The sequence below is a fragment of the Streptomyces sp. LARHCF249 genome (assembly GCF_052871255.1).
This window is the reverse complement of the sequence record NZ_JBIXJQ010000003.1, coordinates 268,204-281,396: the sequence shown is the minus strand read 5'-3', so window position 1 is coordinate 281,396 and position 13,193 is coordinate 268,204. Positions and strand designations below refer to the sequence as shown.

The 13,193-nt window shown below is 73.0% G+C and carries 10 protein-coding genes; 8 read left to right on the top strand and 2 right to left on the bottom strand.

The genetic code is table 11. The annotated features are described in order from the left end of the window. Positions 1 to 61: 61 nt before the first annotated feature. From ACIPUC_RS09700 to ACIPUC_RS09690, 3 genes are read left to right on the top strand one after another with little or no spacing between them, the layout of a single operon-like run. On the top strand, positions 62 to 1,006 hold the full coding sequence (locus ACIPUC_RS09700) for an oxygenase MpaB family protein (RefSeq protein WP_446588132.1): 945 nt from the start codon (positions 62 to 64) through the stop codon (positions 1,004 to 1,006). Further along, on the top strand, positions 988 to 3,048 hold the full coding sequence (locus ACIPUC_RS09695) for a protein kinase domain-containing protein (RefSeq protein WP_446588130.1): 2,061 nt from the start codon (positions 988 to 990) through the stop codon (positions 3,046 to 3,048). The genes ACIPUC_RS09700 and ACIPUC_RS09695 overlap by 19 nt, the downstream gene beginning before the upstream one ends. Beyond that, positions 3,045 to 4,616, top strand: coding sequence for a phytoene desaturase family protein (locus ACIPUC_RS09690; protein WP_446588128.1), 1,572 nt, complete (start codon positions 3,045 to 3,047; stop codon positions 4,614 to 4,616). The genes ACIPUC_RS09695 and ACIPUC_RS09690 overlap by 4 nt, the downstream gene beginning before the upstream one ends. A gap of 8 nt (positions 4,617 to 4,624) precedes the next feature. On the opposite strand, the gene ACIPUC_RS09685 is transcribed toward ACIPUC_RS09690, so the two are convergent. Further along, positions 4,625 to 5,080 (bottom strand): nitroreductase family deazaflavin-dependent oxidoreductase, encoded by a 456-nt coding sequence (locus tag ACIPUC_RS09685; RefSeq protein WP_446588126.1) that lies wholly within the window; start codon positions 5,078 to 5,080, stop codon positions 4,625 to 4,627. Positions 5,081 to 5,202: 122 nt separating this feature from the next. Between ACIPUC_RS09685 and ACIPUC_RS09680 the strand changes: the two genes are divergently transcribed. Then, positions 5,203 to 5,796: a TetR/AcrR family transcriptional regulator gene (locus ACIPUC_RS09680; RefSeq protein ID WP_446588124.1), complete on the top strand. Its 594-nt coding sequence runs from the start codon at positions 5,203 to 5,205 to the stop codon at positions 5,794 to 5,796. Positions 5,797 to 5,985: 189 nt separating this feature from the next. Next, on the top strand, positions 5,986 to 7,092 hold the full coding sequence (locus ACIPUC_RS09675; protein WP_446588122.1) for a mechanosensitive ion channel family protein: 1,107 nt from the start codon (positions 5,986 to 5,988) through the stop codon (positions 7,090 to 7,092). Positions 7,093 to 7,130: 38 nt separating this feature from the next. Here ACIPUC_RS09675 and ACIPUC_RS09670 read toward each other — a convergent pair whose 3' ends face one another. Then, positions 7,131 to 8,990, bottom strand: a complete 1,860-nt coding sequence (locus ACIPUC_RS09670; RefSeq protein WP_446588120.1) for a serine hydrolase — start codon at positions 8,988 to 8,990, stop codon at positions 7,131 to 7,133. A gap of 248 nt (positions 8,991 to 9,238) precedes the next feature. Here ACIPUC_RS09670 and ACIPUC_RS09665 point away from each other — a divergent pair, with 248 nt between their 5' ends. The 3 genes from ACIPUC_RS09665 to ACIPUC_RS09655 all read left to right on the top strand — a co-directional run bounded on the left by ACIPUC_RS09665 (position 9,239) and on the right by ACIPUC_RS09655 (position 13,155). Beyond that, entirely contained in the window at positions 9,239 to 10,354 is a 1,116-nt protein-coding gene (locus ACIPUC_RS09665) for an NAD(P)H-dependent flavin oxidoreductase (RefSeq protein ID WP_446588118.1), read from the top strand. 5 nt (positions 10,355 to 10,359) lie between these two features. Beyond that, entirely contained in the window at positions 10,360 to 11,913 is a 1,554-nt protein-coding gene (locus ACIPUC_RS09660; protein WP_446588117.1) for an acyl-CoA synthetase, read from the top strand. Between the two features lie 129 nt (positions 11,914 to 12,042). Further along, complete coding sequence (locus ACIPUC_RS09655; RefSeq protein WP_446588115.1) at positions 12,043 to 13,155, top strand: calcium:proton antiporter; 1,113 nt, start codon at positions 12,043 to 12,045, stop codon at positions 13,153 to 13,155. The last annotated feature ends 38 nt before the right edge of the window (positions 13,156 to 13,193 follow it).

The window sequence follows — 13,193 nt, the reverse complement described above, 5'->3', positions numbered from 1 at the left end:
GACGCTAACACCGAGGCCGTACGCTGGAGCCACCGGGCGTCTGTGGCAAGGAGGTACGGGGATGGGGATGGGAAACGGCGCGGCCGTCCCCGACCCGGGGCTGTACGGTCCGGCGTCCGTCACCTGGCAGTGCCACGGCGACCCGGTGATGTGGATCGCTGGCGTCCGCGCCCTCTACCTCCAGGCGCTGCACCCGCGCGCCGTCCGCGGGGTCATGGAGAACAGCGACTTCAGGAAGGACGCGTGGGGGCGGCTGCTGCGCACCGCCGACTTCGTCGGCACGCTCACCTACGGCACCACCGAGGACGCCGAACGCGCCGGTGCCCGCGTCCGGGCGATCCACCGCAAGCTCTCCGCCACCGACCCGGACACCGGCGAGCGCTTCCCCGTCGACGACCCCGCACTGCTGCTCTGGATCCACTGCGCCCAGATCGACAGCTTCCTGCACGTCCTGCGCCGCTCCGGCATCGCGCTCACCGCCGCCCAGGCCGACCGCTACGTCGACGAGAACCGCGTGAACGCCCGCCTCGTCGGGCTCGACCCGGCCACCGTCCCCGCCGACACCGCACGGCTCGCCGCGTACTTCGAGGAGGTCCGCCCCGTACTTGCCGCCGGCCCCGACGCCCGTGCCGTGGACGACTTCCTGCGCGGCCCGCCCGTCCACCCGCTCCTCGTGCCTGGCCGAAACCTGCTGTGGCGCCCGCTCGCCGCGCTCGCCTACGGGTCCCTCCCCGGCTGGGCGCACCAGCTGTACGGGCGCCCCGCACCCGCCCCACGCACCGTCACGCGACGCATGCGCCTCACCGGACACGTGCTGCGCAGCATTCCCGCAGGTCTGCGCTGGCAGCTGCCCCCAGGTCACATCTTGAAAGCGATGCGCCGCATGGGCCCCGGGAGTCGCCCCTCCCCGTACACACTGCGTACATCAGCGGCCATACTGGACCGGCCGGGGAGGGCGAGGCACGACAACGGGGGCGACTTCACGACATGGCGGAGTCCAGACTGATCCAGGGCCGTTACCGGTCGCTCGACCTGATCGGTCGCGGCGGCATGGGCGAGGTGTGGCGGGCCCGGGACGAATCTCTGGGCCGGCAGGTCGCCGTGAAGTGCCTCAAGCCGATCGGGGCGGAGCATGACGCCCACTTCACCCAGGTGCTGCGCGAGCGGTTCCGCCGCGAGGCGCGCGTCGCCGCGTCCCTCCAGCACCGGGGCGTCACCGTCGTCCACGACTTCGGCGACGAGAGCGCCGCCGGCGGGCCCCTCTACCTCGTCATGGAGCTCCTCGAAGGCCGCAACCTCAGCCAGCTCCTGGAGGACAACGAGACCCGCCCGCTCCCCGTCGAGGTGGTCGTCGACATCGCGGAGCAGATGGCGGCCGCCCTCGGCTACACCCACGACCAGGGCGTCGTCCACCGCGACCTGAAGCCGGCCAACATCATGCGGCTGACCGACGGAACCGTGAAGATCTGCGATTTCGGCATCGCCCGCCTCGCCCACGACATCGGCTTCACCGCCAAGCTCACCGGCGGCGGCATGGCCATGGGCACCCCGCACTACATGTCGCCCGAGCAGATCGCGGGCGGCGAGGTCGACCACCGCAGCGACCTCTACTCCCTCGGCTGCGTCCTCTACGAGATCGCCACCGGCGCCCCGCCCTTCGACCTCGGCGACTCCTGGTCCGTGCTGGTCGGGCACCGCGACACCGCTCCCGTGCCGCTGCGCGAGCACCGGCCCGAACTGCCCGACTACTTCGAACGGGTGGTTCTGGACCTCCTCGCCAAGCGCCCCGAGGACCGGCCCGGCGACGCCCTCCACCTGCACCGGCGGCTCGTCGAGGCACGCCTCGGCCCGGTCGGTCTCCCCGGCGCCCAGGCCCCCCTCCCGGCCTGGGCCAACGGGATGACCGCCGGGCGCAAGGCCGGGATCGAGGCCCGTCCCGCGAGCGGCGAGTGGGCGGTGCTCACCGGCTCCTGGACGGCCCCGCGCGTGAGCGGCACACAGCGGATCGTCCGCCCGGCGCCCGCCGAGGACCCCCGGCTCACCGCCCCGTACGGTGCTCCGCGGCTCCCCGGCCCGCGCGAGACCGGACCCGACGCCCTCGCCGCGGGCCACACCCGCGCCTTCGCCCTCAGCCGGGCCGGCCGCCCCAAGGAGGCCCTGGCCGTGTACGAAGCCGTGGCCGAGGGCCGCGCGCGGGTGCTCGGCCCGGACCACGCCGACACCCTGGCCGCGCGCCAGGAGACGGCGTACGAACTGGGCAGGCTCGGGCGCCACCCGGAGGCGTACGCGATCTACCGCGCGGTGCTCGTCGCCCGCGAGCGCACCGCGGGGCCGCTCCACCCCGACACCCTGCGCTGCCGACACAACCTGGCGTGCGCCCTCGGCGCGCTGGGCCGGTTCGCGGAGGCGCACGCCACCGCCGCCGCGGTCGCCGCCGACCGGGCCGCCGTGCTCGGCGCCGAGCACGCGGACACCCTCCTGACCCAGTACGAGGTGGCGTACGCGCTCGGCCGCCTGGAGCGCTGGCAGGAGGCCCTGGCCGCGTTCCGCGAGGTGGCCGCCGTACGGGAACGGGTGCTCGGCCGCGACCACCCCGACACCCTGGCCGCACGCTACGAGGCCGGCATCGCGCTCGGCCGCACCGGGAACAGCGTCCAGGCCCTCGACCTGTTCCGGGCCCTGGTCCGCGACCGCACCCGCGCGTACGGGGCCGCCGACCCGGAGACCCTGCGGGCCCGCCACGTCCTCGGCGTCAACCTGGGCCGGCTGGACCGCTGGGAGGAGGCGGTGGCCGAGGCGCGCGAGGTCGCCGCCGCACGCGCCGAGGTGCTCGGCCCCGAGCACCCGGACACCCTGGTCAGCCGCCGCGAACTCGCCGCCGGACTGGGCCGGCTGAGCCGCTGGGAGGAGGCGCTGCCCATCTACCGGGACCTGGCCGGGATCCGCGAGAGGGCCCTGGGCGACGAACATCCCGACACCGCCCTGGCCCACGCCGACGAGGCGTACTGTCTGGAGCGCCTCGGCCAGGTGTGCTACCAAGAGCCATGACGACCTTCGGGCGGGACGTGTACGACGACGTGATCGTGGGGGGCGGGCACAACGGCCTGGTGGCCGCCGCGTACCTGGCGCAAGCGGGCCGCGCGGTCCTCGTACTGGAACGGCTCGGGAACACCGGCGGGGCGGCCATCTCCAGCCGCCCCTTCGCCGGAGTCGACGCCCGCCTCTCGCGCTACTCCTACCTCGTCTCCCTGCTCCCGCCGAAGATCGTGCGCGACCTGGGCCTGCGGTTCGCCGTCCGCCGCCGCACCGTCTCCTCGTACACGCCCGTGGAACGCGGCGGCCGGCCCGGCGGACTCCTCGTCGGCGGCGACGAGCGGCGCACCCGGGAGTCCTTCGCGCGGCTGACCGGCTCGGAGCGGGAGTACGAGAGCTGGCGCGCGTTCTACGGGACCACCGGGCACGTGGCCCGCACGGTGTTCCCGACCCTCACCGAACCGCTGCCCACCCGCGACGAGCTGCGCTCGCGGATCGACGACGAGGCCGCCTGGCGGATGCTGTTCGAGGAGCCGCTGGGCCAGGCGGTCGAACGCCGCTTCGCCGACGACCTGGTACGCGGAGTCGTCCTCACGGACGGGCTGATCGGAACCTTCGCCGACGCGCACGACCCCTCGCTCGCGCAGAACCGCTGCTTCCTCTACCACGTCATCGGAGGCGGGACCGGGGACTGGGACGTGCCCGTGGGCGGCATGGGCGCCCTGACGGACGCCCTCGCCGCCGCCGCGCGGGCCGCAGGGGCGGAGATCGCCACCGGGCACGAGGTCCTGCGGATCGACACGGACGGGGCTTCACCGGCGGAGGTGGTGTTCCGGACGGAGACGGGGGAGGGACGGGTCGTCGGCCGCACGGTGCTGGTGAACGCCTCTCCGCGGGCGCTGGCCGAACTCCTCGGCGAGACACCGGCCGAGCCCGCGCCCGAGGGCGCCCAGCTCAAGGTCAACATGCTGCTGCGCCGGCTGCCCCGGCTGCGGGACACCGCCGTGGACCCGCGCGAGGCCTTCGGCGGCACCTTCCACATCGCGGAGGGGTACACCGAACTGGCCCGCGCCTACGCGGAGGCGGCGTCCGGAGAGCTGCCCTCCGTACCGCCCTCGGAGATCTACTGCCACTCCCTGACGGATCCGACGATCCTCGGGCCCGAGCTGGTGGAGCAGGGCTACCAGACGCTCACCCTCTTCGGCCTGCACACCCCGGCCCGGCTGTTCGGACACGACAACCAGCAGGCGCGCGAGGTCCTGCTCGCCGGCACGCTCGCGCAGCTCGACGCCCACCTGGCCGAACCGCTCACGGACTGCCTGGCCTTCGACGGCGACGGACGCCCGTGCATCGAGGCGAAGACCCCGCTGGACCTGGAGCGCGAACTGCGCCTGCCCGGCGGGCACATCTTCCACCGCGACCTGTCCTGGCCCTACGGGGCCGCGGACACCGACACCGTGGGACGGTGGGGCGTGGAGACCGCCCACCGCAACGTACTGCTGTGCGGTGCGGGGGCGGTGCGCGGCGGCGGCGTCAGCGGGGTCCCCGGACACAACGCGGCGATGGCGGTGCTGGGGCACTGACCCCGTGGCTATCCGGCGCTGACGGGCTCGATGACGACGATCGGGATCTCACGGTCGGTCTTGGTCTGGTACTCGTCGTACGAGGGCCAGTGCTTCACCATGAGCGGCCAGTACGCGGCGCGCTCCTCGGGGGTCGCGGTACGGGCCGTGCCCTGGAGGATCTCGGGGCCGACCTGGATGCGGACCTCGGGGTGCTCGGTCAGGTTCCGGTACCACAGCGGGTGTGCCGGGTCGCCGCCCTTGGAGGCGACGAGGAGGTAGCGGCCCTCGTCCTCACCGTAGATGAGGGGCGTGCGCACCGGGTTGCCGGAGACCCTGCCCACGGTGGTGAGCAGCAGGGTCTGGGTGCCGTTCCAGAACTGGCCCTCGGCCCCGTTCGAGCCCACGTAGAGCTTGACGTGGTCGTGAATCCAGCTTCCGGGCTTCGGATCGGTCGGGTTGTCCCAGTCGATCTCGGTCGTCATGCGATCTGCCTGCCTTCGTGTTGAACGGTCAACGAACCTCAACAACGAGTCTCAACGCGCGCGGGCACGGCGCTCATTCCACGTACGGCGGATCCGGCACTCTACATCGGTAGAGTGACCTCATGTCGCCCCCAGAACACGGACCCGACCGCAGGACCCTCATCGCGGACACCGCGATCGCCCTCGTGGCCGCCGGCGGGCTGCGGGCCCTGACCCACCGCGCGGTCGACGGCGCGGCGCGGCTGCCGGCGGGCAGCACCTCGTACTACTTCCGTACGCGGACGGCGCTGATCGCCGCCTGCTACCAGCGGCTGGCGGAGCTGGACCTCGCCGACTTCGACGGGGACGGGCCGCCGCAACCGCTGCCGGACCGTGCGGCGGCCGCGGCGGCGCTCGCCGGGCTGCTGTACCGCTGGCTCACGGAGGGCCGCGCACGTCAGCTGGCCCGCTTCGAGCTCAGCCTCGAGGCGGCCCGCAACCCTGAACTGGAGACGGACTTCCACCGGGCCGGCCGAGCCTCACGGGCCAGGGCGGCGGGGATCCTCGCCGCACTCGGCGCCGACCGCCCCGAAGCGGCGGCCGACCTCCTGGTCGCCTGGGCCGACGGGCTCCTCTACGACCGGCTGGCCGGCGCCTTCGCCCGTTCCCGACCGGCGCCGGACCTGGCCGAACTGACCTCCGTCACCCGCCGGATGATCGACGCGGTTCTCCGGTGAGACCGGCCCGCTCGCGGTGGCCCGCTGCCCATGGGGCAGGATGGCAGCCCGCTTCGCGTGCGCACACATGCCCGAACGGGGCTTCGCACAGCACGATCTGACAGGTGGCAAAGTGACGAGACGACACATACGCCGGGCGGCCGCGCCCCTCGCCGGTCCCCAGGCCCGCCGCGGTGCGGAGGGGATCCTTTGAGCCGGGACCTCGTCCTGCACGACTGGGTGGTGGCCGCCATCGCGATGGCGGCGGGTGTCGCGGCCGGACTGCTGCTGCGCGCGCTCCTGAAGTGGCTGGGCGTACACGCCGGCAGGACGGCGTGGAGGGGGGACGACGCCATCGTCGACGCCCTGCGCACCCTTGCACCCTGGGCGGCCGTCATCGGGGGAGCCGCCGCGGCGGCCTCGGCGCTGCCGCTCACCACGCGGGTCACCGGGCTCGTGAACCAGTCGCTGACCGCCCTGCTGATCCTCATCGCCACGGTCACGGCGGCCAGGATCGTCGCGGGGCTCGTGCAGTCGCTGGCGCAGGCCCGCACGGGAGTGGCCGGATCGGCCAGCATCTTCGTCAACATCACGCGTGTCGTCGTGCTGACGATGGGCGTCCTCGTCGCACTCGAAACCATGGGCGTGTCCATCGCGCCGCTGCTCACCGCGCTCGGGGTCGGCGGTCTCGCGGTCGCGCTGGCGCTGCAGGACACACTCGCTAACCTCTTCGCGGGAGTGCACATCCTCGCCTCGAAGACGGTGCAGCCCGGTGACTACATCCGGCTCAGCAGCGGCGAGGAGGGATACGTCGTGGACATCAACTGGCGCAACACCGTGGTGCGCAACCTGTCCAACAACCTGGTGATCATCCCCAACGGACGCCTCGCGCGGACGAACATGACCAACTTCACCCAGCCGGAACAGAAGTTGTCGATCCTCGTCCAGGTGGGTGTCGGCTACGACAGCGACCTGGAGCACGTCGAGCGGGTCACCCTCGACGTCGTCGACGGTGTGATGGCCGACGTCTCCGGAGGGGTCGCCGACCACGAGGCCGCCGTCCGCTTCCACACGTTCGCGGACTCCCGGATCGACTTCACCGTGATCCTGGGCGTGGGCGAGTTCAGCGACCAGTACCGGATCAAGCACGAGTTCATCAAACGCCTGCACGAGCGGTACCGGGCGGAGTCGATCTCCATCCCCGCCCCCACGCGGACGGTCTCGGTCCAGCCGTGGGGGTCACCGCTCCCGCACCAGCGCGATGCGTCTTCCTCTGCTTCCGCCTCCGCCTCTGCCCCGGTGCCGGTTCAGCGCTGACAACGCGGGCTTGACCGGCAAGATCCGAAAGAGACGGCCTAGTCCGCCGAGCGGGTCCAGCCGGCGGGTTCGAGGCGGGCGGCGTCGGCCGGGCGGTCCTCCGCGAAGAGGAGGCGGGCCGGTTCCGCTACGCGGATGAGGTCGACGTAGATCCCGCGGCCCACGTACCGGCCGGTCGCGGTGTGGCGGAAGCGGAGGCGGACCTCGCGCCCTGCCCAGGCGGCGGTGAGGGGCGCCTCCAGGCGGTGCCAGATCCGACCGGACCAGCCGCTCGCCGAGCCGCCCGGCCAGGTCTCGGGGGTGCCGCCGGTGGAGCGGAGGGTGGTGAAGGGGAGCGGCTGCCAGTGCTCCCCGTCGGGCGAGGCCTCCAGGTGGAGCGCTCCCTCGCCGGGCACCGTGTCCCACCAGACGGCACAGCGCAGTCGGGCGGCCGCCGTGGCGGGGGTGAGCGGCGGCAGGGTGAGGGTGCCCGAGGCCCCGGGGGTGGTCCCGGAGAACCAGGCCGGGCCGCCGTGCCTCGTACGCACCGGGACGGCGCGGGCGAAGCGGTTGCCGACGGCGACCCGGGGCGCGCTGCCGGCCCGCCAGGTGCGGACGGGGTGGACGGAGTTGCCGAGCAGGATCAGGAAGGAGTCGGTGGAGGGGTCGAGGACGAGCGAGGTACCGGTGAACCCGGTGTGGCCGGCGGAGTGCGGGGTGGCCATGGCGCCCATGTACCAGTGCTGGTAGAGCTCGAAGCCGAGACCGTGGTCGTCGCCGGGGAACGAGGTGTTGTAGTCCGTGAAGAGCAGCTCGACGGAGGCGGGGCGCAGGATGCGCCGGCCCGCGTAGACGCCGCCGTCGAGGAGGGCGCGGGCGAGGACGGCCAGGTCGAAGGCGGTGCCGAAGACCCCGGCGTGGCCCGCGACTCCGCCGAGCGCGTACGCGTTCTCGTCGTGGACCTCGCCCCACACCAGACCGCGGTCCAGGCCGGACCAGGGCGGGCGCTGCACCTCGGTGGCGGCCGTGCCCCGGCGCCAGGAGCGCGGTGGGTTGTACCGAGTGCGGTGCATCCCGAGCGGAGCGGTGATCTCGTCGCGGAGCAGGTCGTCCAGGGTGCGGCCGGTGATCTGTTCCAGGAGCAGCTGGAGGGTGATCAGGTTCAGGTCGGAGTACCGGTACACGGTCCCGGGTGTCTCCTGCGGCTGCACGGACCACAGCAGCCTCAGCCGCCCCTCCCGCGTGGATTCCCGGTAGAAGGGTGCCCACGAGCGCAGCCCCGAGGTGTGCGTGAGCAGCTGACGGACCGTGATCACTTCCTTGCCGCCCCCGGTGAAGAGCGGCAGGTAGCGGCACACCGGAGCCTCCAGCTCCAGCCGGCCCCGCTCCATCTGCTGCACGGCCAGGATGGAGGTGAACAGCTTCGTCAGCGAGGCCAGGTCGAAGACGGTGTCCTCGGCCATCGCGATCCGCTCGGCCGCCGGGAACTCCCGGACGCGGTCGGTCCGCCCGTCGTAGTCCGCGTACCGCACGGCGTCGCCCATGGCGCGGTGCAGTGCGATCGTGCGGCCCCGGCCCGCGAGGACCACCGCGCCGGCGTAGTAGGGGTGTTCGGGGGAGGGGCCCAGGAACCGCCGGGCCTCGTCCGCCACCCCCTCCAGGTGCCGGTCCAGCAGCCCGGCCTGGCGTGCGGAGCCGTACCGCAGCCGCAGCCCCTGGAGCGCGCGGCGTTCGGCCGGCCCGCCGCCTGCCGCTCCGGCGGAGCTGCCGGGGAGCGCGGCGTGGAGTACGAGCACCCCGCCGAGCGCGAGCAGCCGGGCCCCCAGGCGGCGCCGGCTCAGGCCGTGCCCCTGCCCGGGCCCGCCCGCCGCCTGCGCCCCTTCGCCCGTCGCCCCGTCAGCCCCCGTACCTGCTGCCATGTCCGGCCCTCCTGTCCGCTGTCGCCGTCAGCCTGCGGCGCCGTTTCCCAGGGCTCCGCTCCGAAAACCCACGCCTCACACGCCGGCGGGGCCGGGTCCGTCCGCGGCGGCGAGGCTGGATGTGCCGCACGCTAGTGGCTATCTGCCCGCCCGGCGGGCAGCCTCCGCACCGACCGGCTGCCAAAGAATCTGACACTGCATCAGAAAATCTCTTCCCTCGGCCGGCGGGCTGCGGCATCCTGCCGCCCATGGAGACGGAGCTGAGCAAGAAACTGGGAGTCGAGCACGCCATCTTCGGCTTCACGCCCTTCCCGGCGGTCGCCGCCGCCATCACCAGGGCGGGCGGATTCGGCGTACTCGGCGCGGTCCGCTACACCGCACCCGACGACCTCAAACGCGACCTCGACTGGATGCAGGCGCACACCGACGGCAAGCCCTACGGCCTCGACGTCGTGATGCCCGCCAAGAAGGCCGTCGACGGCATCAGCGAAGCCGACATCGAGGCGATGATCCCGGCCGGCCACCGCGCCTTCGTCCGCGACACCCTCGCCAAGCACCACGTGCCCGAGCTCGCCGAGGGCGAGGCCTCCGGCTGGCGGATCACCGGCTGGATGGAGCAGGTCGCCCGCAACCAGCTCGACGTCGCCTTCGACTACCCCATCAAACTCCTGGCGAACGCCCTGGGTTCCCCGCCCGCCGACGTCATCGCGCGCGCCCACGACCACGGCGTCCTCGTCGCCGCCCTCGCCGGCAGCGCCAAACACGCCCGCCGCCACGCCGAAGCCGGCATCGACGTCGTCGTCGCCCAGGGCTACGAGGCCGGCGGCCACACCGGGGACATCGCCACCATGGTCCTGGTCCCCGAGATCGCCGAGGCCGTCGCCCCGCTCCCGGTCCTCGCCGCGGGCGGCATCGGCAGCGGCGAGCAGATCGCCGCCGGACTCGCCCTCGGCGCCCAGGGCGCCTGGCTCGGCTCCCTCTGGCTCACCACCACCGAGGCCGACCTCCACTCGCGCGCCCTCACCGACAAGCTCCTCGCCGCGGGCTCCGGCGACACCGTCCGCTCCCGCGCCCTCACCGGCAAGCCCGCCCGCCAGCTGCGCACCGAGTGGACCGACGCCTGGGACGACCCGGAGGGCCCGGGCGCGCTCCCCATGCCCCTGCAGGGGCTGCTCGTCGCCGAGGCCGTCTCCCGGATCCAGAAGTACGAGGTCCAGCCGCTGCTCGGCACCCCCGTCGGCCAGATCGTCGGCCGGATGAACGAAGAGCGCAGCGTCCAGGCCGTGTTCGACGACCTGACGAGGGGCTTCGAGCGGGCCATCGACCGCATCAACCGCATCGCCGGCCGAGTCCGAGAGGCGTGATCAGCGTGACCGACCAGCTCCCCAACGGCTTCTGGGCGCAGGCCGCCGCCGACCCCGAGCGCACCGTCCTCGTCACCCCCGAAGGCGAGGAATGGAGCGCCGGCCGGCTGCACGCCGACGTCAACCGCCTGGTGCACGGCCTGCGCGCCGCCGGCCTGGAGCAGGGGGACGTCTTCGCCGTCGTCCTCCCCAACGGCGTCGAGTTCCTCACCGCCTACCTCGCGGCCTCCCAGGCCGGTTTCTACCTCGTCCCCGTCAACCACCACCTCGTCGGCCCCGAGTTCGCCTGGATCGTCTCCGACTCGGGCGCCAAGGTCCTCATCGCCCACGAGCGCTTCACCGGGGCCGCCACCGCCGCGGCCGACGAGGCGGCCCTGCCCGAGAGCCACCGCTACGCCGTCGGAGAGGTCCCGGGCTTCCGCCCGTACGGGGAACTCCTGGACGGACAGCCCGCCACGGCACCCGTGGACCGCACCCTCGGCTGGGTCATGAACTACACCTCCGGCACCACCGGCCGGCCGCGCGGCATCCGCCGTCCGCTGCCCGGCAAGCTCCCGGAGGAGACGTACCTCGGCGGCTTCCTCGGCATCTTCGGGATCCGCCCCTTCGACGGCAACGTCCACCTGGTCTGTTCGCCGCTCTACCACACGGCCGTCCTGCAGTTCGCGGGAGCCGCCCTGCACATCGGGCACCCGCTGGTGCTGATGGACAAGTGGACCCCGCAGGAGATGCTGCGCCTGATCGACCGGCACGCCTGCACGCACACCCACATGGTCCCGACCCAGTTCCACCGGCTCCTCGCGCTCCCGCAGGAGACGAAGGACGCGTACGACGTCTCCTCGATGCGGCACGCCGTCCACGGCGCCGCCCCCTGCCCCGACCACGTCAAGCGGGCGATGATCGACTGGTGGGGCCGGTGCGTGGAGGAGTACTACGCGGCGAGCGAGGGCGGCGGTGCCTTCGCCACCGCCGAGGACTGGCTGAAGAAGCCGGGAACCGTCGGAAAGGCCTGGCCGATCAGCGAGCTCGCCGTCTTCGACGACGACGGCAACCGGCTGCCCGCCGGTGAATTGGGCACCGTATACATCAAGATGAACACCGGCGGCTTCAGCTACCACAAGGACGAGGGCAAGACGAAGAAGAACCGCATCGGCGACTTCTTCACCGTCGGCGACCTCGGGCTGCTGGACGAGGAGGGCTACCTGTTCCTCCGCGACCGCAAGATCGACATGATCATCTCGGGCGGGGTCAACATCTACCCGGCCGAGATCGAATCGGCCCTGCTCACCCACCCGGCGGTCGCCGACGCCGCGGCCTTCGGCATCCCGCACGCCGACTGGGGCGAGGAGGTCAAGGCCGTCATCGAACCGGCGGAGGGCTTCGTGGCGGGCGACGCCCTGGCCACGGAGATCCTGCACCACTGCGAGCGCCGGCTCGCCGGCTACAAGCGCCCCAAGACGGTCGACTTCATCGAGACGATGCCGCGCGACCCGAACGGCAAGCTGTACAAGCGCCGGCTGCGCGACCCGTACTGGGAGGGCCGCGAGCGCGCGATGTGACGGGGTGTACGGGGTGTACGGGGTGTACGGGGTGTACGGGGTGTAGGGCAGGGTGAGAAAGGCCACGTCAGAGTCTCGAATGCGCGTCCTGCGGCGCACTGGAGGGACAGTTCTGGCAAGTTGGCTGATATGAGTACGGCAACCCGCAGATCACCCCTGGCCGACTGGACCGTCCTGGTCCCCGCGGTGGCGCTCGTCGCGCTCGTCTTCAGCTGGGGACGCGATCTGCCCGGACTCGCGGTGGCACTGGTCTCCCTCTGCCTCGCCGGGGCGGTGCTGGCGGCCGTGCACCACGCGGAGGTCGTCGCCCACCGCGTGGGTGAACCCTTCGGGTCCCTCGTCCTCGCCGTCGCCGTCACCGTCATCGAAGTGGCGCTCATCGTCACCCTGATGGCCGACGGCGGCGACAAGACCTCCTCCCTCGCCCGGGACACGGTCTTCGCCGCCGTCATGATCACCTGCAACGGCATCGTGGGCCTGTCCCTGCTCGTCGGCGCCCTGCGCAACCGCGTCGCCGCCTTCAACCCGGAGGGCTCCGGCGCGGCGCTGGCCACCGTCGCGACCCTCGCCGTCCTCAGCCTCGTCCTGCCGACCTTCACCACCAGCAAGCCCGGTCCGGAGTTCTCCACCGCCCAGCTGGCCTTCGCCGCGGTCGCCTCGCTCGCCCTCTACGGACTGTTCGTCGCCGTCCAGACGGTCCGGCACCGGGACTACTTCCTGCCCGTGGACACCGAGCCCCGCCCGGGTGAGCCGGACGTGCACGAGGACCATGCCGCGCCGCCCGGCGCCAGGGCCGCGCTGGTCAGCCTCGGCCTGCTGCTGGTCGCGCTCGTCGCCGTCGTCGGCAACGCCAAGGCCGTCTCCCCGACCATCGAGGCGGGCGTGGCGAACGCCGGCCTGCCGAACGCCGTCGTCGGTGTGATCATCGCCCTGCTCGTCCTGCTGCCCGAGACCCTGGCCGCCGTCCGCGCCGCCCGCCGCGACCGCGTCCAGACCAGCCTCAACCTGGCCTACGGCTCCGCCATCGCCAGCATCGGCCTGACCATCCCGGCCATCGCGCTGGCCTCGGTCTGGCTCTCCGGCCCGCTGCTGCTCGGCCTCGGCCCGATCCACATGGTGCTGCTCGCACTGACCGTCGTGGTGAGCGCCCTCACGATCGCCCCGGGCCGCGCCACCCTGCTCCAGGGCGGTGTCCACCTCGTCCTGCTGGCCGCGTACCTCTTCCTGGCCGTGAGCCCGTGAGCCCGTGAGCCCGTGAGCCCGTGAGCCGCCGAGCCGCC